Consider the following 21,791-nt stretch of genomic DNA (forward strand, 5'->3'; position numbering starts at 1 on the left):
TGTGTTGAGAAGTAACCACAAAGGATAACTCACAAGCACAGGGCTGCTTCTTGGTATCTGCCCTTGTATGACCGCGCATCAATCAGGTTTTGTGCGACCAGCAGAGCGTATAAATCGCAGCGGTTGTTCAGCCACCGCCCGCTGGGGCGCGCCCAAGGCCTGTAAGCGTTGGTCCAGCGCTTGTCCCGCTTCGTCAGTGAGGGCGGCCTCACGCGCTTGGCGTACCGCATTTGCCCGCCATAGCGGCGACGGGTTCACGTCGGGCGGCGCAAGATACTGCAGTATGTGTTGCAAATTGCGTTTGGCGCGTTCGTTGGTGCTGCCATACCCTTTGATCAGTCGCCCGCACATGGCCAGTTCTAGTCCCAGCCCATGGTGTTCGCGCATGCCCGCGCAAACAGCATCCAACCATTGTTGTATGTCTTGTTGTTCGACCGCAAAACGGCTGCCGTAGGGACGCCACCATTTCAATCCTGCAAGCAGCCGCAACGCCAACATACCGACCACCGAATGTGAACCGATTTTCAAAGCCAGAGCCAAGGGCTCGCGCCCCCTCCATACACGTGCTTTGTCCCAGCGCAACAAAGGGGTGGCCAACCAAGCGGGGAGCAGCGCGGCAAACTCGGGCACCCCAGGTTTGAAATGCTCGAATACGCGCAACAGTTCACCGTCTTGTTGTTTCACTTCCATAGCCACGCGTTGCCTGCGGCTGCCGCGGCTTTTCAAATCAGCGACGCGCACGATGTCGTCAAAAGCCATCCACAACGCCAACCACCGCGCGGCTTCGCACGTCGCCGTATGGTGATTGGCATGCGAGGGGTCCATCGCTTTCTCTGCCTCCCACACCAAAAGCAAGCGTTGCACATATTGCATCGCATAGTGACGGTGCTGGTAATCGCATAAGCGGGCAAAACCTAGCGCTGCTAATTCACGCACAGGGGCGGGGAAAACATCAAGTGCAGTCTCGTGCGTGAGGGGTACGGACTGGACGGTGTTTTCATCTGCCAACATGGCTTGCACCGCTTTGGCGTTGCGAACGCGTTCAAATGCCGCCGCAAATCCCCGCAAGCTGGCTGCGCTGCTGCCGCCCGTGCCTATGGTGGCTTCGTAATGTGCGCGTGCCATCGGGAACAGTTCACTGGCGGCGATGATGCCCAGCATGACCGCGCTGACCATGGTGCCTTGCGCTTTGGCCATGGCAGAAAAATCCCAAACCTGCGATTCGTGTGAAAACTGCGTGACCACATCCAGCAAGGCTTGTGTGTCGAGCCTGCCGTCACCCATGGGCATGCGCTCGAGTGTGGTCAAACTGCGCGACGACGAACTGAAGACACGGGTGCGTTCGACAGACACCATACCCAGTGAAATTTGTCTGGCGGTCTCCAACAGTTCGGTAGACACCAAAGCGTCTAGCGCTCCGGGCACGGGGTTCAAGCTGAACACCGGTTGCTTACCATTTAACTCACCCAAAGGTGTAGGCAACACTTCAATGTAATAAGTGGTCGCACCGGTGCGCTGCGCCACCCCTGGGATGGAGGTGCTTTGCGCCGGATAAGCTGCGCGTCTGGCCGTCTCCATCAACCATTCGCTCAGCACCCCGCCGCCTTCGCCGCCCAAGGCACATACCAGCAAACTGACGGGCTGTGTCATGCGGTTTGCATGGCGCTTACCAGCCTCGTTTGAATGCCAGCCCACAGGCGTTCGATCACGCCTGGGTTTTGGATGATTTCAGCACGGTAAAAGCTCGGGCACAGTGTGGCGGCGTGTGCGTTTTCACCGCACAAACCGCAACCGACACAGCCGTCAATCACGGTCGCCACCGGATCGACTTTCAGCGGGTCAGGGTTGTCTTTGAGCGTCAGTGTGGGACAACCCGACAAGCGTATGCAAGCATGGTCGCCGTTGCATACGTCTTCGTCGACACCGTATTTCACCCGCACCACGCGTTGGCCTTTTTTCAACAAAGATTGGATCCATGGTTTGATGCGGCGCTGACGTTCGAGTTGGCATTCGCCCTCGGCAATGATGACTTTCAAGCCGTTGAAATCTGACGTGAACGCTTCTTTGAGCAAAGCTTTGACGTTCGCCACTTCATAGGTATGCACCGTCTTCAACCATTGCACGCCCAGACCTTGCAGCGTGGATTCGATGGTCATGTTGGTGTGCGACAAACTGCTGTGCTTGTCTGTGGCGGCTTGCTTCTCGTTCTCCATCGGTGTGGAGATGATGTCTTGCGTACCCGTCGCTGAGGTGTAGCCGTTTTTGAAAATCAACAGTACCGCATCGTCGCCGTTGAAGAGTGCGCTTTGCACACCGGTGAGCAAGCCGTTGTGCCAGAAACCGCCGTCGCCCATGATGGCCAGCGTGCGCCTTTGCATCATCGGCGACACACCGGCACGGCTTGCCAGACTCATGCCATAACCCAATATCGAATGACCGGTGGAAAACGGCTCGAACGTGCCTAAAGCGTGACAGCCGATGTCGGCGGCAATATGCAAGTCGCCTATTTCTTGTTGCACCAGTTTCAAGGCAGAAAACACCGGACGCTCCGGGCAACCAATACAAAAGCCCGGCGGGCGCGCAGGCAGTGCTTGGCCCAGTGCTTTAGCCACATCGGCGCGGCGTTGTTGCAAACCGCTTAACCAATGTTGCCCGCTGTGCGCCGCCTCAGACGACAGGTATTGCGCGATGAAAGGTGACAAGCCCGAGGCGATGGCCTCGACGTTGTATTCACCCGCACCCGGCAGCATGTCCTTGCCGTGCAAAGGGGTGTGAATACCACGACGTCGCAGTTGCGTGGCAATATCTTGTTCGATGTATTCGGGCTGGCCTTCTTCAACCACCAAAACGGCGCGTTTGCCTTGGCAAAAATCAGCCACTTGATCCGGCACCAGCGGGTAGGTGACGTTGAGTACCAGCATCGTTATATCGCATTCACCATAAGCATTCGCCAGACCGAGCAGTTGCAGGCTGCGCAATAAGCTGTTGTACAAACCGCCTTGCACGATCAAACCTAAATCAGCGTGCTTGTGGCCAAGCATGAGCTCGTTCAAACCGTGTTTCACAATGTACTCACGCGCCGCAGGCAGGCGTTCTTCGAGTTTGCGCTTTTCTTGTTTGAAGGTGACCGGCGGATGCGCCAAACGCATGTAATCGAATTTCGCAGGCTCGGCCATCAAGTGGCGCGTCGACACTGCCGGTGCGCGGTTGGTCTTGGCTACAAAACTGCCGCGCACATGGCAGGCGCGAATGCGTAACTCCAGTATGCAAGGCATATTCGATGCTTCTGAAAGCGCAAAACCATGCTCGACCATGTCGACCATGCGGGACAGGTCAGGGCGCGGGTCCAGCAGACACAGCGTGCTTTTGAGCGCATACGCATGGGTGCGTTCCTGGATGACGGACGCGCCTTCACCGTAGTCTTCGCCCACCACAATCAGTGCACCACCGACCACACCAGGGGAGGCTAAGTTGGACAAGGCGTCACTTGCCACGTTAGTACCGACAATCGATTTCCAAGTGACCGCGCCGCGCAAAGGGTAGTGGATGCTGGCGCCGAGCATGGCGGCGGCCGAGGCTTCGTTGGAACAGGCCTCGACATGCACACCAAGTTCTTGCATCAGTGGCTTGGCCTGCACCATCACATCCAGCAAATGCGACACCGGTGCGCCCTGGTAGCCGCCGACATAGGCCACACCAGATTGCAACAAGGCTTTGGTCACCGCCAAAATGCCTTCGCCGTGAAAACGTTCGCCGTCGCCCAAACGCAGTGACTTGATTTCTTCTACAAATGAAACTTCCACACCATGACTCCTTTGAACCGCAGGCTGCATCAACGCCCTACAGCAGCGACCGATCATAGAAGACCTGCACGCGTGTTAGATTTGTCGCATGAATGCATCTTCTGACAACACACAACCCCGATTGACTTCTTTGGCCCACGGCGGTGGCTGCGGCTGCAAGATTGCACCCGGCGTGTTGCGCGACATCCTCTCGAATATGAAAGGCTTTGCGCTGCCGCCGCAATTGCTGGTCGGTATGGATACGTCAGACGATGCGGCTGTGTATTTGCTCAACGACCAGCAGGCCTTGATTGCCACCACCGACTTTTTCATGCCGGTGGTGGACGACCCTTTTGACTTTGGACGCATCGCCGCCACCAACGCCATCAGCGATGTGTACGCCATGGGCGGCACGCCCATCTTTGCGTTGGCGCTGGTCGGCATGCCCATCAATGTGCTCAGCACTGACACCATAGGCCGTATTTTGGAAGGCGGGCAAAGTGTGTGTCAGGCAGCAGGTATTCCCATCGCAGGCGGCCACAGCATTGACTCGGTGGAACCGATTTACGGCTTGGTGGTGTTGGGTTTGGCACACCCCAGCCGCATCAAGCGCAATGCGTCTGCGCAGGCCGGTGATGTGTTGGTGCTGGGCAAGCCGCTGGGCGTGGGCGTCATGTCTGCTGCGCTTAAAAAAGAACAACTGTCGGCCGAGGCTTATGCGCAAATGATCTCCACAACAACGCGCTTGAACACGCCCGGCCCTGAACTTGCTGCGATAGATGGCGTGCATGCCTTGACGGATGTCACCGGTTTTGGTCTGGCCGGCCATGCGTTGGAGTTGGCGCGTGGTTCGGGCTTGGATGTGCTTATCGCTTGGTCGCAAGTGCCGCTGCTTGAAGGCGTGCGTACATTGGCAGAGGCGGGCCACATCACCGGTGCGTCGGCACGCAACTGGAGCGGTTATTGCGCGGATGTGAAATTACCTGCATCGGGATTTGATGCCATCGACCAAGCTTTGTTGAGCGACCCGCAAACCAGCGGCGGCTTGCTGGTCAGTTGTGCGCCTGCATCACTGGACGCAGTGATGGACGTGTTTGCCAAACACGGGTTCTCGCAGGCGGCGGTGGTAGGTGAAGTGGTTGCGAAAGCGGGGGACAGGGCAGGGTTGATTGTTTCTAATTAACTGTTCATCAAAACTCAATCCGCATACCCGGGATTGACCCGGTCAAGTACCCGCATCATGGCTTCAAAATACAAGCGCTCGCGCTCGGCGACAGGGTGGCGGTCGTGGGGTGAGCGTTGCAGCACTTCGGCCACGACGGCTTCGCTCATGACTTCCAGCGGCTCGCCTGTGCTCATGGCCAGCACCTGGGTTTGGCAGGCTTTTTCCAATTTGTACAAGCGGCGGTAAGCCTGAGCCACCGTGTTGCCGACCGTCACCACGCCGTGGTTTTTCAAAAACAACACCTGCTTGTCTTGAATCAAACTGGCCAGACGTTCGCCTTCGTCCATGGTTTTGGCCAGACCCGTGTAATGGTCGTCATACGCAATGCGGTTGTGAAAGAAAGCAGCGGTTTGGCTGGCGGCCACCAACCGGTTGTTTTTCAACATATTGAGTGCCGTGGCCCAAGCTTGGTGGGTGTGTAACACCACTTTGGCGCCGGTGATGCGGTGCAAGGGCGCGTGTATGCATTGGGCGGAGAGTTCAACCACGCCTTTGCCCTCAAGGGTTTCACCCGCATCGTTGAACACAACGATGTCGCTGGCGCGGGCTTCAGACCAATGCAAGCCATAGGGCAGCAGCAAATACTGGTCGGTACGTCCGGGCACCACCATGGTGAAGTGGTTGTCAATACCTTCTTCCAAGCCGTCGAGCACCGCCAATCGCAGCGCAGCGGCCAAATGGACTTTGGCTTGCCACACAGGGTCAACAGCAGCAGAGGTGGGCAGGGTGTGAACAGACATAGGCGACTTTCAGGTAATGCCAAAGAAGAGCAAAGAATAACTGAATTTATGTTTTTCGCCATGGCGGTGCAGTCGCAATGCAGGTTTGGGCCGCATTCACAGCTTTCACCCCTTGAGCCCTGACCGTCGATGGCATAACCCATGAAAAAAGCCACGCACGGCGTGGCTTTGGAGGGTGCGGTGAGTGCTTAGAACTTGAACACCACGCCGACGCTGCCCACGGTAGCAGATGTGGTGAAATCATAGCTTGTGCTACCGATTTTTTTAGTGAATTTGCTGTAATTCACTTGTTTGATCTCGGTTTCCAAAAAAGTGGTTTTGTTGATCTCTGTGCGTAAGCCAACGCCATAGCCGAACCCAGATACCGATTGATCAAACTTTAAGTCAGTGAAACTTGAATTAAATTTTCCAGATTCGTAAGAGAGTTTCACATAGGCCAGCGTTTTGTCGTTCAACAACATGCCAGGTGCGGCGGATAAAGACCAAGCATTTTTAATTGTAAAGCTTTGCCCATAACTCTTTCCTACGGACAAATCTGTGGCGTTGTAATCAAAGCCTGCAAGAACCACTGTATCTTTGTCGATGTCAAATCCATAGCCACCGTGCAATCTGAATCCCAGCGATGACCCTCCAAAAGTTGTGTCCTTGTTCTCAGCCGTAAAAGTTGTCGCCCCCCCATTCATGGTGACACTGGCCCCTGCCTCGGGCCCTGCAAAATTGCCCGCCATGGAAGCCGTAGACACCAGCGCCAAGCCCAGCAGTGAAGTTTTTAGTAAAGCATTCATTTGGATGTTCCCTTTGGTTAAAAAGGAATCATTTTCCAGAGAATGGTTTTTTTAGCAACTCACAAAGTATTCATAAATATACGGTTGCTGCTGATAAAGCATAAAAATTGATTAAAAAACCACAAACGGCGGCCTAAGCCTTTGGATTCGCCTTGTCCGCCAACGCCTTCTCCGCCTCCACCTTCAGCGCAAACTCGGCACGCAAGGCACGCAGTTTTTCGCGCGGGTCTTCGCGGGTGGTGGCTTGCTCGAGCGACATTTCTGCAATGAAACGGCTGGGCATGGCGTTGACCATCTCGCGGCCTTTTTTGCGGCGCTTGCTCCAACTCACCACCAGACTGCGCTGTGCGCGGGTGATGCCCACATACATCAAGCGCCGTTCTTCTTGGATGCGGGTCAGGTTGAGCGCGTCTTGTTGCAGGCTGACGCCGTCTTCTTCAGGCTTGAACGGCAGCAGGCCTTCGTTGACACCAGCCAACACCACGTGCGGCCACTCCAAGCCCTTGGCCGCGTGCAAGGTGGACAAGGTGACCACGTCCTGGTCTTTCTCGCGCTCGCTCAAGGTAGACAGCAGCGCAATGGTTTGCGCGACTTCCAGCAGCGATTTGCTTTCGCTCACCAGACTCACCCCGGCGGCATCGTCAATCTCACCACCGCAACGCTTGGCCATCCAGTCGACAAAATCCAGCACGTTCGTCCAGCGATCCGCCGCCAGTTTTTCGCTGTCTTCGCCGTCGTACAAATGTTTTTCGTAATCGATGTCTTTCAGCCATTGCAGCAGCAATGCCAGTGCGGCTTCGCTGCCTTGCGTGTGTTGGGCGCGGTATTGCAAATCGTTGACCTCGTTACCAAAGGCTTGCAAACTGCCTACCGCTTTGGCTGGCAATGCCGCGCCCAGCGAATGGCTGAACACCGCCTCGAACATGCTGATGCGGTAAAGCGTAGCGAATTCGCCCAGCTTTTGCAGCGTGGTGTGACCGATGCCGCGTTTGGGCGTGGTGACGCAACGCAAAAACGCCGGGTCGTCATCGTTGTTTACCCACAGGCGCAACCAAGCGCACAGGTCGCGTATTTCTGCGCGGTCAAAAAAACTTTGTCCACCCGACACTTTGTACGGAATAGCTGCTTTACGAAACGCTTTTTCCAGCGCTCTTGACTGGTGGTTGGCACGGTACAGCACGGCGAAATGTTTCCAATCGCGCCATTGACCTAAGCCCGCGCCGGTGTCGTTGCCCGCGCGCATGCTTTGTATGCGCAATACGATGCGCTCGGCCTCGTGCTCTTCGTTGTCGGCGTCGGACAAGCGCACGGGCTCGCCCACGCCGAGTTCGGAAAACAGCTTTTTGGGGTAGAGCTTGGGGTTGGGGCCGATGACGTTATTGGCCGCTTGCAAAATGGCGCTGGTGGAGCGGTAGTTTTGTTCCAGCTTCACCACCTTGAGTGCAGGAAAATCCACAGGCAACTTTTGTAAATTGTCTAGCGTGGCGCCGCGCCAACCATAAATGGACTGATCGTCGTCACCTACTGCGGTGAATCGGGCGCGCTCACCCACCAACAGTTTGAGCATGGCATATTGGGTGGCGTTGGTGTCCTGGTATTCATCGACCAATACATGCCCCATGTGCTGTTGCCATTGCAAGCGCACGTCTTCGTGCTTTTGCAGCAGTTTCAAAGGCAAGCCGATCAGATCGTCAAAGTCCACGCTTTGGTAGGCGGTGAGTCGCTCTTCGTAACGCGCCATGATGCGCGCGGTGATGCGTTCGTTGTCTGTCGTGGCTTGGGCCTCGGCCATGGCGGCATTCAGCCCTTGGTTCTTCCATGCGCTGATTGCCCATTGCCACTGCCGTGCGGTGGCCAGGTCCGAGCTGCCGCCTGCATCTTTCAAGATCGACGTCACATCATCGGTGTCAAGAATGCTGAAATTTTTCTTTAGTCCCAACGCTTCACCGCTTTGTCGCAACATGCGCACGCCCAGCGCGTGGAACGTACAAATCAAGACTTTTTGCGCTTCGCGCCCGACCAGTTGCTTGGCGCGTTCGCGCATTTCAGCCGCGGCTTTGTTGGTGAAAGTGATGGCGGCGATGCGCTCGGGCTCCAGCCCCAATTGAATCAAATGCGCGATTTTGTGCGTGATAACCCGGGTTTTGCCGGAGCCGGCACCGGCCAGCACCAGACAAGGACCTTGGACATGGTGAACCGCTTCGAGCTGGGGGAGATTGAGTGAAGCAGACATGCAGGTGACAGGCAGGGGTAGCGAAGCAGGCAAAGCCTGTGATCATACCGAGGACAATCTGACCTATGCTGAATATTCTGTCGGTCACTTTTCCTTTTTTTGCGTTGGTGTTGGCCGGTTATGTGGCGGCGCGTCGGGGCTGGTTGCCATTGACCGCGATTGCCGGACTGAATGTGTTCGTCTTGAATTTCGCCCTGCCTTGCATGCTGTTTCGTTTTGGTTCTGGTACGCCTATGACGCAATTGTTCAATCCGTCTGTGGCCTTGTTGTACGCCTTGTGTGCGGTTTGTATGTTGGGTCTGGGTATGTGGCTGCTGCGACGTGTCGGCCATAACTGGAACGATGCTTCGTTTGGCACCATGGCGGTGGCGTTTCCCAACACCGGGTATATGGGCTTGCCGTTGTTACTCAACTTGTTCGGTCCGGCGGCAGTGGGTACTGCCATCGTGACCATCTTGGTCGATGTTTTCTTCACCAGTTCCGTATGTATCGCCATGTCACGGCTTGACCATGCCGAGGCGCATGGTGCGCGCAGTGCAGGCTTACAAGCCTTGAAAAGTGTGGTGAGTGTTCCGCTGACATGGGGCATTGGCTTGGGCGCCTTGTTCTCGGCCCATCAATGGGCGTTGCCAGACCTGCTAAACAACACCGTCAATCTGATGGCAGGCGCGGCTTCGCCTGTGGCTTTGTTCACCATCGGCGCGGTGCTGGTGCCTGCAGCTGATGCACCACGACAGCCATGGTTGCAGTGGCGCAGCGGTGGCATGGACTTGTTACTTACCGCCATCAAGTTGCTGGTGCATCCCTTGTTGGCTGTCACAGCAGGCTGGTGTTTGATGCAAGCAGGTTTGCCGCTCACCCAAGATGCTTGGATGGCGGTGGTGCTGGTGGCGGCGTTGCCCAGCGCCAGCAACAGCGCATTGCTGGCCGGGCGTTTTGGCGCAGACAGTGCGCGCATCACACGGGTGATTTTGCTGGCCACGGTACTGGCGTTCCCCAGCTTTTCTGCTTGGGTGGCTTTCTTCAAGCACTGATGCGCGCGTTGCATGGACCCGCACAACCAAGCGGGTCAAGCAGCGTCACCACTTTCAAATCACCAAGGGATCGACATCCATGGCCCAACGGATGACCGCAGGGTGCATACCGCGCAAGCCTTGTAAATCGTGTTGCCAATGGCTCAAAAATGCTTGAAGTGCGCGGCGCGAATGGGACTCAACCAGCATTTGCGCACGCTCCACGTTGGCGACCCGCTGCAAACTCATGGGCACTGCAGGGTACACAGTGACAGCCATGGCCTGTGCCAGCAACCACGCCTGCGCACTGTCGTTGGCCGCATTTAAAAAAGCCTGCGCAGCATCTTGTGTGCGTGCCTCGGCACGCAGCAGCGCCTGAAAACTAAAGGGCGGTAAACCAGCTTGGCGGCGTTCTGTCAATTGTTGTTCGGCAAACCCAGCGAAATCATGTGTTTTCAAACACTCAAACAGCGGGTGTGCAGGATGAAAGGTTTGCACCCACATCTCGCCAGCCTGATCGCGTGACAATGCTGCATCTCGCCCCGCCCGCCCGGCAGCTTGCAACAACAAAGCAAACAAGCGCTCGGGTGCGCGAAAGTCGGCGCTGAATAACGCGCCGTCCGGGTTGAGCGCGGCGACCAGCGTCACGCGTCTGAAGTCGTGTCCCTTGGCCACCATTTGGGTACCGACCAGCACATCGACATCGCCGTCGTGCACCTCCGCCAACTGGCGCACTAACTCGCCTTTGCCTCGGGTTGAGTCGGCATCGATACGCGCGATGCGCAACGGCATACCGTCAGGTCGCTGCATATCGTGCAACAGTTCAGCCACATGTTCTTCGATTCTTTCGGTGCCATGACCTAAAGCGCCAATGTCTTGGTTACCGCAAGAGGGACAAGCGCGCGGCACAGCTTGAGTGAGGCTGCAATGGTGGCAGCGCAGGCTGCGGTCTGATTTGTGGAACACCCGATAGGCGCTGCAGTGCGGGCATTCGCTTTTCCAACCGCAGGCTTGGCAATGCAACACAGGCGCATAGCCGCGCCGGTTCAGCAGTACCAACACCTGTTCGCGTTGGCCGATGCGTTCGCGCATGGCGGCGAGCAGCGGTGCAGACAACAAGGTGTTGCGAGGTTGTTTGCCCATATCGACGCGGCGCAGCACGGGCAGTTGCCCCGCGCCGATTCGGCTGGGCATAGACAAACGGATGTAGCGCGGCGCGGGCTCGCCAGCCACCGCCATACGGCTGTGGTGCCAGCTTTCTAGCGATGGGGTGGCTGAGCCGAGTATGACTTGTGCTTGCTGCAATTGACCTCGGTAGACCGCCAAGTCACGTGCGGAATAGCGTGCCCCCTCTTGTTGTTTGTAGCTGGGGTCATGCTCCTCATCCACCACAATCAATTTCAAATGGGGAATGGATGCCAGCACCGCCAAACGTGTACCCAACACCAACCGCGCTTGACCGGTGTGGGCAGACAACCAACTGTTCAAGCGTTGTGCCGGTGTCATCCCGCTGTGCATAGAAACAATAGAGGCTTCGCCTAAAAACATGAAACGCTGTCGCACCCGTTCTTCCAGTTGCGGTGTCAGATTGATTTCTGGCACCAGCATCAACACTTGTGAACTGTCATCTTGCGCCAGCACCTGTGCCGCGCGACGCAAGTACACCTCTGTTTTGCCACTGCCTGTGTTGCCATGCAACACAAACGGCCCTTTTTCTTTGACCATGCGATCCAACACACACTGCTGTTCCTCAGTCAAAAGGGGTGCGTCAATCGGTGAGGCGGTGATGTCGTCCTCAGGCGGTCGTTTGTGGCGCTTGGTTAATTTGCGTGCGAGTTGCAGTGGCGTCAGATCACGCAACTGTGGCGGCAGACTGCCCAGCGCAAATTCGCCGACAGAACGTTGGTAATAAGACGCTGCAAACGCCATCATCTCTAACCATGACATAGACAAGGCAGGAATACCCGTCATGGCCTCCACCACGGCTCGCAGTTGTTCCGACGCAGGCGTTTCTAACGGTTGAACTGGCCAAACCAATCCCAAGGTTTCGCGCTTGCCCAATGGCACTCGAACCAGAGTGCCAGGCGCCAGTTCCAACTCACTCAGGTAAACCAGCGGGCCAGTGAGCCTGCTGTGCGCAGGCGTTGCAACCATGACGGATAAAAAATGCGCCATGTCAATACCCTAGTTGCGTGTCGATATTCACAAAATACTTCATATAAACGCCTAAGTGCTTGATTGACATAGGTTTTGAAAACGATCCAGAATTTCTGTGGATAACTTTGTTGACAGCTTGCCAGAGTGGGGCAGAAAGCCAGATAAATCAAGGCTTTGAACACAATGCCCGAAAAATCGGCAACCGGTGGAACTGTTCAAAATCAATCACTTACAAATAAAGTGAGCGATTGATTATTTTTTTGGTGATGTAAGACCTTGGTATAGGGGTGATCGAAAATTTGTGCATAAGTATGACTTTGCGGCGCAATATTTATCTATTGGCTGATCAACGAACCGCTTGCCGCAAGGCTTTGGAATGGCTGTGTACCGCGTCTACCAGCGCACTGACGTGTTCAGGCGGGGTGAACTGGCTGATGCCATGGCCGAGGTTAAAAATATGCGTAGGACCGTGGGTGGAGGTGTCGGTATGAGGTTGGCCGAAGCTGTCCAGAACACGGTGTACCTCGGTGGCGATTTGCGCTGGTGGCGCAAACAAAATATGGGGGTCGATATTGCCTTGTAATGCCTTGCCAGGGCCGCCGGGCTGGCCACCGACCAGTTGACGCGCGGTGCCTAGGTTCATGGTCCAGTCCAGGCCGAGTACCTCGCAGTCCAGGTTTTTCATCTCAGGCAGCCATAAGCCACCGCCTTTGGTAAACACAATGCGCGGGATGATGTGGCCTTCATGGCTGCGTTTGAGTTGAGCCAAAACGCGTTCGGTATAGGCCAGACTGAACTGTTGGAATGCACCATCGGCCAGCACCCCGCCCCAGCTGTCAAACACCATCACGGCCTGGGCGCCGGCATCGATTTGCGCATTCAAATAAGCGGCTACCGAGTCTGCATTGATGCTCAGTATGCGGTGCATCAAATCGGGGCGGCTGTACATCAGTGACTTGACCAGTCGGTAATCGTCAGAGCCACCGCCTTCGACCATGTAACAAGCCAGTGTCCAAGGGCTGCCAGAAAAGCCGATCAGCGGAACTCGGCCCTTCAAGGCTTTGCGAATGGAAGTCACGGCGTCAAACACGTATTGCAGTTTGTGCATATCCGGTACAGCCAAGGCGGCGACCGCCGCCTCGTCGCGCACGACTTTCTCGAATTTAGGACCTTCACCTTGTGCAAAGCTCAGACCCAAGCCCATGGCGTCAGGTACGGTGAGGATGTCAGAGAACAAAATAGCGGCGTCCAGCGCATAACGATCCAAGGGTTGCAATGTGACTTCGGTGGCGTAGTTCACATTGGTGGCCAAGCCCATGAAACTGCCGGCTTTGGCGCGGGTAGCACAGTATTCCGGTAGGTATCTGCCGGCTTGGCGCATCAGCCAAACGGGGGTGTGGTCGGTGGCCTGACGCAGGCAGGCTTTGAGGAAGCTGTCGTTGAGTAATGGGGTAGTCATACAGCTATTGTGACAGGGCTGATTGACACTTTGTCTCGGGTGTTGTCCTTATCTGCTTTGATCGCAAAAATTTTCTCGCAGGAAATATGTCTTGCCGAGATAGCTAGGAAATTGGGAAATTGGAACCTGACCCCAATTAAAAATTGGAACCTGACCCCAATTTTTTTACAAACCCTCCAAGGCTTTGAGCACCAGATCGGGGGAAAGCAATTCAGACAATACCTGTGCGGGACTGCCAGGTGCCTGCAACACATACACCGGCACACCGCTGCGCCCAAGTGCTGTCAAGGCCTGACTGATGGCCGGGTCCTGACGCGTCCAATCCGCTTGTAATAACAAGACATTGCGATCCGCAAACGCTTGCAACACCTTTTTATTTCGCAAAGTCGATTGTTTATTGACTTGACAGGTAACGCACCATGCGGCTGTGAAATCAATGAACACAGGTTGACCGTTTTGCAAGGCCGCTTGTACCTTGGCTTCTGACCAAGCTTGCCATTGCTTGTCAGGCTCAGCAGACAGGCTTTGCCCGTTTGACGCTTGTTGCAACACAGGTGGCGACAGCCAAGCCAAGGCGATCAAACACAAGACAAACAAACCGCTTAACCATTGGCGCGTAGGACGGGGCAAACTTGAAGACCACACCAGTCCTGAGATCAACACGAGTGCGGCCAACCACCATGCCGCTGCGTCTGCACTGGTTTGTTTGGACAGCACCCAGAGTAACCACACAACGGTCAACCACATGGGAAATGCCAGTGCTTGGCGCAACACCTGCATCCAAGCGCCGGGACTGGGTAACCAACGTGCCGTCTCAGGAACCCATGCCATGAGGGTGAATGGCAAAGCCAGTCCACTGCCAAGCATGGCAAAAATCAACACCGCTTGCCAAGCAGGCAGCGTGAAAGCCACACCGACAGAAGCACCCATGAACGGTGCAGTACAAGGCGCGGCGACAACCACGGCCAATACGCCCGAGAGAAAAGCATCGGCCAGTGGATGTCTGGCCATTTGTACCGCCAGACTGCTGCTCCAGTTGCCCCGCAGCTCCAGCACGCCAGCCAGATTCAAGGCAATCAAGGTAAACAGTAACGACAGCCCGGCCACCAACCCGGGCGATTGCAACTGAAACCCCCAGCCCAGTTGTGAACCGGCCGCACGCAAGCCCATGACCAACAGCGCCAGTGCCAACATGCTGACAAGCACGCCGACGGCATACGCGCTGCCGATACCGCGTCTTTGCGATGCACTGACCGAGGTTTGGCTCAGCGATAAGACTTTGATGGCCAGTACAGGCAAGACGCAGGGCATCAAATTCAGTAGCAAGCCGCCCACAAACGCGCCTATCAATGCGCTCAACAAACCAGCCAGCGCAGCAGGTTGCGCTGAGTTGCCAGCCAGTTGGGGGCTCTTGGTCGGTGTTGTCGCGGCGGCGGGGATATCAGTCGGCCAACGACCCTTTATGTCCAGCGTCACTTGCCAAATACGGGCAGGTGACTGGCTGTCGTCCACCAACCACAAGCCCAGTTCTTTGGGCTCCGTGCTGCGCATGCGATGCAAAGGCGCATTCAACTGCCAAACACCGCTCACCCATTGACCGCCACCGTTGATGCCCAATCCGCTGGCCAGCACTTCAGGGGATTGCGCATAGGCTTTCAAAGCCTGACCATGCACGTGTGCAGGTAAACCTTGGACGGCAATCAGCAGACCTTGGTCACTCAAGCGAGCTGCTTGTGTCGCTGGCGATAAACCTTGCGGTTGGCCTTGTATCAATGCCTCAAAGCGTTGCGAGTGATCAGCGATGCTGGTTTGCGCAGGTAACTTCAACACAAATTGTCCGGATTGAGGAATGCATTCTTGTTTGCAGACCAGCCAATTGGCCTGCAATGTGATCTCATTGTTGACAGCTTGGTATGTCTTGCCAATCCGCACAGGCACAGCCAACAAGACCGTGTCTTCAAAGCCATGGTTCACCATGTTGCCCACAGGAATCATGTGGGGAGTCGGCCACAAGATGCCACCGGCTTGCATGCCTTCAGGCAAGTGCCAATCCAACTGCGTGGCCAGACCGCTGTCGCCCGGGTTTTGCCAGTACGTGTGCCAACCGGGTTGGTGTGTCATTTGCAAGCCCAGCCACAGGGGCTGTCCAGATTGAATGCCTTGCGGCGCATGCGCCATCAATTCGGCGCGCACTTGAGGCGTGGTCACCACCGCAGAAGGCTGGGCTTGTGCGGTTGCAGTGGCTCCGCTCAAACCCAGAAAAAGGGCGGTAATGGCTGGAATCAAGTTAAGCAAGACAGTAGGCATGAAGCCATGTTACCCAAGCCTTTAAGATGGCGTGCATGAAGGCTTTACCTCGTTACTGGGCTGATTGCGTCAGCACCGATTTTTCCGAACTCGACCCGCAACACACCGTGGCGGTGTTGCCTTTGGGCGCCACCGAGCAGCATGGCCCGCATTTGCCCTTATCGGTAGACACCGATTTGGTCAATGCGATGGTCAGCGCTGCGCTGGCGCATTTACAGGCAGCCGACCCGGTGCTGGTGCTGCCCACCCAAAGCGTGGGCTTGAGCAGCGAGCATCTGGCGTATGACGGCACCCTCAGTTTGTCGCCTGCACAACTGATATCTCAATGGTGTGAGGTGGGTGAAGGCGTGGCGCGTACGGGCATCAAAAAACTGTTGTTGTTGAATGCCCACGGCGGCAATGCTGGGTTGATGGACGTGGTCGCGCGTGAGTTGCGGGGGCATTGCGGACTCACCGTGTTTTCAAGCCATTGGTATCAACTGCCTTTGGGGCCGGCTGGGGAGGCTTTCGGTGCGCATGAGCAACGCTTTGGTGTGCACGGCGGCGACATGGAAACCTCCTTGATGTTGGCGATTGCGCCGCACAAGGTGCGCATGGAAGTTGCGCAAGATTTCCATTCTGCGTCCCAGGATCGCGCCGACCGCTTTGCGCTGCTGGGAGATGGTAAAAGCGCCAAACTCGGCTGGCACATGCAGGACTACAACCCGCACGGCGCAGCAGGCAACGCCGCCGCCGCCACCGCAGAGAAAGGGCAAGTTTTGTTGGACGCGGTCGGCGTGCAACTGGCCAAGCTGTTGCAAGAGTTGGTTCAGTTTGAGCCACTGATTTAAGACCATGCGCAGCAGTCACTGTTGACCTTGCCCATGGCTGCTTCATCTGCTGAAGTAAACAAGAAAACTCAGGTGAATGTCACCCAATCTTGGTAGGCCTGTGCGTCAAGGTGATTGATGGTGTTGAAACTCACCAGCGTGGTGCGCTTGGGGTTGTAAACACATTCAGAGACCGCCGTATTTCGTATACGCATGTTCATCTCAATCATGCTCTCGGGCGGGGTGCCCAACAAACTGCCCACAGCCGTGGAGATGGGACCACCACTGGAGACCAACAGCACATGGCCGTTGTGGTGTTGTCTGACATGCGCCAATGCATCGTTAATGCCCTGCACAAAATCAGCAAACACAGGCATACCCGCAGGTTGCGCGCGCGCGTGCATCCACTCCTGCAAACCTTTGCGCAACAGACCGAAATGGTGTTTGTAGAGTTCTGGCGTGGTCGGTTTGGCCAGCGGCTCAGGATGTATGCAATGAATCACCGCCTCACTGTCGTACTCGTTCAGACCTGGCCAGAGCAATGCCTTCAACTGGGTGTCCTGCAAGCCTTGTTGAATGCCTTCCCAGGTTTGGCGGTGCCGCTTCAAACTGCCGGTGATAACCGCTTCAAACACCATGCCGCGCTCGCGCCAGTATTCACCTAAACGGATACTTTGCTTGAGGCCCAGCGCAGACAACTGGTCGTAGTCATCGGCGCCGAATGAGGCCTGTCCGTGGCGCACTAAATAGATATTTCCCATAGGGACATATTGTGTGCAAAAAAAGCGCGCAGGCCGGTCGCGCTGGAGACCGCTTTTGTCAAACAGCGGCATGCAATTTGACAGCATGCTGGATTGCGCAGCTGCGTTATGTCCTGCCTCTGCTGTTGGAGCAAAGAAGTCAATATGACAGCCACGGGGCCCGCCGCTTCAGATCAGCACCTGCCCTTGCACACACATCACGCAATCGCCACCAACCCACACTTGCTGCGCCGTGTCTTTAGATACATAGACCCGACCTGCACGGCCCAAGGCCGTGCCTTGCCTGGCAACATACCGCTCGGGCGCCAGCCCTGCGCCAATCAGCCATTGGCCCAAGGCCGCATTCAGACTGCCTGTGACTGGATCCTCGACCAACCCTTGGTTGTCTGGAAAAAAAGCCCTGACTTCAAACAGCACTTCGCCTTGATCGAAGGCGCCGACCACGCCGACTTTGCCGCTCGGCCCGACCACACCAATATCCAAGCCTTTCAACACTTCTGCATCTGGATGGAGTGCGAGCACTTGCTCGGCCGAGCCCAGCATGACCGCACGCCAACCGGGCCCGTTGTCGCACCAAGCGTGGTGAAGAATCTCTGAGCGCCCAACACCCAAGCCGCGTGCGATCAACTGCACATCTGCTTCAGCCAAAGGTCCGCTGCGGCGCAATGGCGGTGCAGCAAATAACAACCGTGCCCCGTTTTGTTGAATAGGTACCAGACCGACTTCGCATTCCTGCACTACATGATCTCGCTTGGGCGTACCACCTGCCTGTAGCCAAGCATGGCAACTGCCAAGCGTGGGGTGGCCAGCGAATGGCAATTCACGACCAGGGCAGAAAATGCGTAGCGCATAGTTGGCATCCGGATGGGTCGGTGGCAGCACAAACGTGGCTTCCGATAAGTTGGTCCAGTTGGTGAAGGACTGCATGTCTTCGGTGGACAGGCCGGTTCCATCCAGCACCACCGCCACCGGGTTACCCAGATAGGGCGTGGCAGTGAACACGTCAACTTGGGCGAAAGCGCGTTGTTTCATCTGAATGATGGTTAAAAATCATGACGGCGTATGCGAATGCACAGGCATTTTTCGACCGATAAAAACAGTGGCTATGACCGCCAAACCAAATCCAACCGTCATCATATCCAGCGTTTCACCTAGGATAGGAATGGCAAACAGCATGCCCAAAAAGGGCTGTAGCAATTGCACTTGACTGACCCTGACAGTGCCGCCCAAAGCAAGACCCCTGTACCAAGCGAAAAATCCCAGCCACATAGAAAACAAGGAAACATAGGCAAAACCTGCCCAAGCAGACCAAGGCACTGGTTCAAGTGGCCGTGACAGCCAAGACAGGGGCAGTGTCAAAGGCAAAGACAACACCAAAGCCCAGCTGATGACGTTTTGCGCGGGCATTTGTGTGGACATGCGCCCGCCCCAGACATAACCGATGGCGGCCATGGCCATGGCACCCAACAACATCAGGTCAGCGGTTTGCGGCCACCAGCCTGACTGACCAGAGCGCAGTATGGCAAAGCACAAAACCAGCAAGCATCCACCCACTGCACAAAACCAAAATCCTATCGAAGGCCGCTGTCGGTTAACCCGCGCTGCCAATGCCGCTGTGGCCAAAGGCAATACGCCGGTGATGACGCTGGCGTGGGCCGCCGGCAGATAGCGCATGGCCAGCGAAGTCAACAGAGGGAAACCAAACACCACGCCGAGTGAGACCATGGCCAGCGATTGGCATTGCTTGAAACTGGGTGGCACGGCTTTCACCAAGTAAAGGTAGACCGCAGACAGCAAACCCGCCACGCCAGCGCGTCCGAAAGCAATGAAATAACCGCTTAAGAAAGGCGTCTCGGGCGTGCCAACGGCCATCCGTGTGACCGGTAAAGTGATGGAAAACAAAACCACCCCTAGCAGTCCCAGCCACAGCCCGTGAATTTCGTTTTTGTTCACACAGGCACCCGTTGCCCCAGTTCTTCCCATCGTTCCATGGCAGCCAGCAGTTCCTCGTCAATCTGGGTGATGCGTGCGGCCATATCGGCCGCTTTTTTGGCCTCACTGATATAAAGACTTCCGTCTTCCAGCAAACGGTTAAGTTTGGCCTGCTCGGCTTCGAGTTGTTCGATCAAACCAGGCAAACCATCGAATTCGCGCTGTTCTTTGAAGCTGAGTTTTTTAACGCCGATTGTTTTTTCCGGTGTTGGAGAGCTTGAGTTTGACTTCGCCGCAGTTTCTGTTGCTTTGCTGGCCGTTTGCGCGGCCCAAGCCTTCGACCGTTGAGATTGCAGCAACCAATCCTGAACGCCGCCTTCGTACTCGCGCCAATGCGCGTCGCCTTCAAAGGCGATGGTGCTGGTGACCACATTGTCCAAAAAGGCGCGATCGTGGCTGACCAGAAACACCGTGCCATCGTAGTTTTGCAGTAACTCCTCGAGCAATTCCAATGTATCAATGTCGAGGTCGTTGGTGGGTTCGTCCAAAACCAGCACATTGGCAGGCCTTGCAAAAAGCCTTGCCAGTAACAAGCGGTTTCGTTCGCCACCCGACAAACTCCTGACGGGTGAGTTTGCTCTGGCTGGAGAGAACAGAAAGTCACCAAGGTAGCTTTTCACATGCTGGCGCTGGTTGCCGATCTCAATCCATTCACTGCCCGGACTGATGAAGTCTTCCAGTGAGGCGTTCAAGTCAAGCGCATTGCGCATCTGATCGAAATAGGCCACTTGCAGATTGGCTCCCTGCCGTACTTTGCCACTGTCTGGAAGCAATTCACCCAGTATCAGTTTCAGCAGCGTGGTTTTGCCGGCGCCGTTGGGCCCTATCAGGCCGACTTTGTCTCCGCGCAAGAGCGTGGCACTGAAACCTTGAACCACTTTTTTATCGCCATAAGCCAGCGTGACGTCGCTCAATTCAGCCACAATTTTTCCACTGGGTAAGCCTGCATCTACACTGGCTTTGACTTGGCCCATGGTGTTGCGCCTGGCCTGCCTGGCTGAACGTAATTTTTCCAAACGTGCAATTCGAGCGACTGATCGTGTTCGTCTGGCCTCAACACCGCGACGCACCCAAACCTCCTCTTGGGCCAACAGTTTGTCAGCCTTGGCTTGGGTGACGGCTTGCGCCGCCAATTCCGCCTCCTTGGTCAACAGGTATTGCTGAAAATTGCCTTGGTAGGAATACAAATGGCCACGATCCAACTCGACGATGCGAGTGGAAACGCGGTCCAAAAAAGTTCGGTCATGGGTGATTACCACCATGCTTCCTTTGAAATCGATTAGCAGGTCTTCCAACCACTGAATACTGTCAAGATCCAGATGGTTGGTCGGCTCATCTAGCAGCAGCATATCTGGCATGGTTACCAGCGCTTGTCCCAAAGCAACGCGCTTTCTCATGCCGCCAGACAAGCTGGATATCAAGGCCGTACCATCAAGGTGTAAACGCTGCAAGGTTTCTGTGACGCGTTGTTCCCAATTCCAACCATCTTGCAATTCAATGATGTTTTGCAAGCTGTCTAAGTCGCCGATGCCGGCCACGTATTGATCAAGCACAGCTTTCAACCCTGCCAAACCCTCACTCACCGCATCAAATACAGTGATGTCAGGATTTAAAACGGGCTCTTGCGCTACATAGGCCAGATTAAGGTTTTGCTGAAACTGAGCCACGCCATCGTCAAGTTGCTCTTTCCCTGCGAGTATCTTCAGCAATGAGGATTTGCCAGTGCCGTTTCGCCCGATGAGGCCAATACGTTCCGAGGTTTCTATGGATAAAGAGGTGCGATCGAGCAGAGGAACGTCACCGAATGCCAGCTGAGCTGACTGCAAAGTAATTAAGGCCATACCTGGATTATCAGACCTGTTGCGGAGTAACTTGCTGAGCGAAAACAGAACGGGTCAATATTGAGCAAAGTGAAAAAATACAGTTGGTTTTAGGTAAAGGGCAAAAAACAGACAATGAAAACTTCAGTAGTTGCCCTTTCAATAGCCAAACGTGTAGATTTTTTTGAGTTAAAAACTCAGAATTATCAAAGGCTTAGCGCAGATCAGGGGATTGCAGCAGCAAATAATTTGTAAAAGCTGGCGCAACTGGCAAAAAGTGCGCTATAGTAGCGGGCTCAGCTTTTGAAATGTGCTTCAAAAAAGTACCTCAGTAGCAGGGAAAACCCCAAAGATTGACAGGACATTAACAATCGTGTCATAATCGCAGGCTCCGCTGATCGCAGTGGTGCAGATGAGAAATCATCAGGTTCATTAACAAATTACAGCCGATAAGCGTGGGCGTTTTAAGGTGATTGCCAAGGTTCTAGTAACCGAGTCGCAAGACTTAAAACGCTCATGAAGATAGAAGTGAAGTTCACTTCAATTCCGTTTTTAATGAGTGGCCTCGAAAGAGGCAAAAAAACTATCAAGATCGAACTATAGAGTTTGATCCTGGCTCAGATTGAACGCTGGCGGAATGCTTTACACATGCAAGTCGAACGGCAGCACGGGGGCAACCCTGGTGGCGAGTGGCGAACGGGTGAGTAA

General features: G+C 55.4%; 15 protein-coding genes and 1 rRNA gene. 4 read left to right on the top strand and 12 right to left on the bottom strand.

Going from position 1 to position 21,791, the window contains the following annotated elements; genetic code table 11:
* Nucleotides 1–78 precede the first annotated feature (78 nt).
* Together AC9UG7_RS11125 and AC9UG7_RS11130 are read right to left on the bottom strand one after the other, a co-directional pair.
* On the bottom strand, nt 79–1,650 hold the full coding sequence (locus AC9UG7_RS11125; RefSeq protein ID WP_509587708.1) for an indolepyruvate oxidoreductase subunit beta family protein: 1,572 nt from the start codon (nt 1,648–1,650) through the stop codon (nt 79–81).
* On the bottom strand, nt 1,647–3,803 hold the full coding sequence (locus AC9UG7_RS11130; RefSeq protein ID WP_509587710.1) for a thiamine pyrophosphate-dependent enzyme: 2,157 nt from the start codon (nt 3,801–3,803) through the stop codon (nt 1,647–1,649). The genes AC9UG7_RS11125 and AC9UG7_RS11130 overlap by 4 nt, the downstream gene beginning before the upstream one ends.
* An 88-nt stretch (nt 3,804–3,891) precedes the next feature.
* Between AC9UG7_RS11130 and selD the strand changes: the two genes are divergently transcribed.
* Nucleotides 3,892–4,965, top strand: coding sequence for a selenide, water dikinase SelD (gene selD, locus AC9UG7_RS11135; protein WP_509587712.1), 1,074 nt, complete (start codon nt 3,892–3,894; stop codon nt 4,963–4,965).
* Nucleotides 4,966–4,979: 14 nt separating this feature from the next.
* Here selD and AC9UG7_RS11140 read toward each other — a convergent pair whose 3' ends face one another.
* From AC9UG7_RS11140 to AC9UG7_RS11150, 3 genes are all read right to left on the bottom strand, one after another.
* Entirely contained in the window at nt 4,980–5,747 is a 768-nt protein-coding gene (locus AC9UG7_RS11140; protein ID WP_509587714.1) for a class II aldolase/adducin family protein, read from the bottom strand.
* A gap of 188 nt (nt 5,748–5,935) precedes the next feature.
* The gene (locus AC9UG7_RS11145) at nt 5,936–6,532 is read right to left on the bottom strand and encodes an outer membrane protein (RefSeq protein WP_509587717.1); all 597 of its coding nucleotides are present in this window, start codon (nt 6,530–6,532) and stop codon (nt 5,936–5,938) included.
* 133 nt (nt 6,533–6,665) lie between these two features.
* Entirely contained in the window at nt 6,666–8,765 is a 2,100-nt protein-coding gene (locus AC9UG7_RS11150) for an ATP-dependent helicase (RefSeq protein WP_509587719.1), read from the bottom strand.
* Nucleotides 8,766–8,830: 65 nt separating this feature from the next.
* On the opposite strand from AC9UG7_RS11150, the gene AC9UG7_RS11155 reads away from it, so the two are divergent.
* On the top strand, nt 8,831–9,799 hold the full coding sequence (locus AC9UG7_RS11155) for an AEC family transporter (protein ID WP_509587721.1): 969 nt from the start codon (nt 8,831–8,833) through the stop codon (nt 9,797–9,799).
* A gap of 54 nt (nt 9,800–9,853) precedes the next feature.
* On the opposite strand, the gene priA is transcribed toward AC9UG7_RS11155, so the two are convergent.
* The 3 genes from priA to AC9UG7_RS11170 form a co-directional block, all read right to left on the bottom strand.
* Nucleotides 9,854–11,953, bottom strand: a complete 2,100-nt coding sequence (gene priA, locus AC9UG7_RS11160) for a replication restart helicase PriA (protein WP_509587724.1) — start codon at nt 11,951–11,953, stop codon at nt 9,854–9,856.
* A 328-nt stretch (nt 11,954–12,281) separates the two neighbouring features.
* Nucleotides 12,282–13,394: a uroporphyrinogen decarboxylase gene (gene hemE, locus AC9UG7_RS11165; RefSeq protein ID WP_509587726.1), complete on the bottom strand. Its 1,113-nt coding sequence runs from the start codon at nt 13,392–13,394 to the stop codon at nt 12,282–12,284.
* A 165-nt stretch (nt 13,395–13,559) separates the two neighbouring features.
* Nucleotides 13,560–15,701 carry a protein-disulfide reductase DsbD family protein gene (locus AC9UG7_RS11170; RefSeq protein ID WP_509587729.1) on the bottom strand — a complete coding sequence of 714 codons (2,142 nt, stop codon included), beginning with the start codon at nt 15,699–15,701 and terminating at the stop codon, nt 13,560–13,562.
* Nucleotides 15,702–15,736: 35 nt separating this feature from the next.
* On the opposite strand from AC9UG7_RS11170, the gene AC9UG7_RS11175 reads away from it, so the two are divergent.
* The gene (locus AC9UG7_RS11175) at nt 15,737–16,531 is read left to right on the top strand and encodes a creatininase family protein (protein WP_509587731.1); all 795 of its coding nucleotides are present in this window, start codon (nt 15,737–15,739) and stop codon (nt 16,529–16,531) included.
* 68 nt (nt 16,532–16,599) lie between these two features.
* On the opposite strand, the gene AC9UG7_RS11180 is transcribed toward AC9UG7_RS11175, so the two are convergent.
* From AC9UG7_RS11180 to AC9UG7_RS11195, 4 genes are all read right to left on the bottom strand, one after another.
* Complete coding sequence (locus AC9UG7_RS11180) at nt 16,600–17,271, bottom strand: histidine phosphatase family protein (protein WP_509587733.1); 672 nt, start codon at nt 17,269–17,271, stop codon at nt 16,600–16,602.
* Between the two features lie 168 nt (nt 17,272–17,439).
* Nucleotides 17,440–18,303, bottom strand: coding sequence for a PhzF family protein (locus tag AC9UG7_RS11185; protein ID WP_509587735.1), 864 nt, complete (start codon nt 18,301–18,303; stop codon nt 17,440–17,442).
* 18 nt (nt 18,304–18,321) lie between these two features.
* Nucleotides 18,322–19,254, bottom strand: coding sequence for a DMT family transporter (locus AC9UG7_RS11190; RefSeq protein WP_509587737.1), 933 nt, complete (start codon nt 19,252–19,254; stop codon nt 18,322–18,324).
* The gene (locus AC9UG7_RS11195; protein WP_509587739.1) at nt 19,221–21,104 is read right to left on the bottom strand and encodes an ATP-binding cassette domain-containing protein; all 1,884 of its coding nucleotides are present in this window, start codon (nt 21,102–21,104) and stop codon (nt 19,221–19,223) included. The genes AC9UG7_RS11190 and AC9UG7_RS11195 overlap by 34 nt, the downstream gene beginning before the upstream one ends.
* Before the next feature lie 573 nt (nt 21,105–21,677).
* Here AC9UG7_RS11195 and AC9UG7_RS11200 point away from each other — a divergent pair.
* Nucleotides 21,678–21,791, top strand: a 16S ribosomal RNA gene (locus tag AC9UG7_RS11200); the annotation flags it as partial.

The organism is Limnohabitans sp., from assembly GCF_046052765.1.
In the GTDB taxonomy this organism is placed as follows: Bacteria; Pseudomonadota; Gammaproteobacteria; order Burkholderiales; family Burkholderiaceae_C; genus Limnohabitans.

Excerpts from the sequence above, each read along its gene's own strand:
- AC9UG7_RS11150 (WP_509587719.1), bottom strand. The coding sequence starts at position 8,765 with ATGTCTGCTTCACTCAATCTCCCCCAGCTCGAAGCGGTTCACCATGTC.
- AC9UG7_RS11140 (WP_509587714.1), bottom strand. The coding sequence starts at position 5,747 with ATGTCTGTTCACACCCTGCCCACCTCTGCTGCTGTTGACCCTGTGTGG.
- selD (WP_509587712.1), top strand. The coding sequence starts at position 3,892 with ATGAATGCATCTTCTGACAACACACAACCCCGATTGACTTCTTTGGCC.
- AC9UG7_RS11125 (WP_509587708.1), bottom strand. The coding sequence starts at position 1,650 with ATGACACAGCCCGTCAGTTTGCTGGTATGTGCCTTGGGCGGCGAAGGC.
- AC9UG7_RS11195 (WP_509587739.1), bottom strand. The coding sequence starts at position 21,104 with ATGGCCTTAATTACTTTGCAGTCAGCTCAGCTGGCATTCGGTGACGTT.
- AC9UG7_RS11155 (WP_509587721.1), top strand. The coding sequence starts at position 8,831 with ATGCTGAATATTCTGTCGGTCACTTTTCCTTTTTTTGCGTTGGTGTTG.
- AC9UG7_RS11145 (WP_509587717.1), bottom strand. The coding sequence starts at position 6,532 with ATGAATGCTTTACTAAAAACTTCACTGCTGGGCTTGGCGCTGGTGTCT.
- hemE (WP_509587726.1), bottom strand. The coding sequence starts at position 13,394 with ATGACTACCCCATTACTCAACGACAGCTTCCTCAAAGCCTGCCTGCGT.
- priA (WP_509587724.1), bottom strand. The coding sequence starts at position 11,953 with ATGGCGCATTTTTTATCCGTCATGGTTGCAACGCCTGCGCACAGCAGG.
- AC9UG7_RS11190 (WP_509587737.1), bottom strand. The coding sequence starts at position 19,254 with ATGGGAAGAACTGGGGCAACGGGTGCCTGTGTGAACAAAAACGAAATT.
- AC9UG7_RS11170 (WP_509587729.1), bottom strand. The coding sequence starts at position 15,701 with ATGCCTACTGTCTTGCTTAACTTGATTCCAGCCATTACCGCCCTTTTT.
- AC9UG7_RS11175 (WP_509587731.1), top strand. The coding sequence starts at position 15,737 with ATGAAGGCTTTACCTCGTTACTGGGCTGATTGCGTCAGCACCGATTTT.
- AC9UG7_RS11185 (WP_509587735.1), bottom strand. The coding sequence starts at position 18,303 with ATGAAACAACGCGCTTTCGCCCAAGTTGACGTGTTCACTGCCACGCCC.
- AC9UG7_RS11180 (WP_509587733.1), bottom strand. The coding sequence starts at position 17,271 with ATGGGAAATATCTATTTAGTGCGCCACGGACAGGCCTCATTCGGCGCC.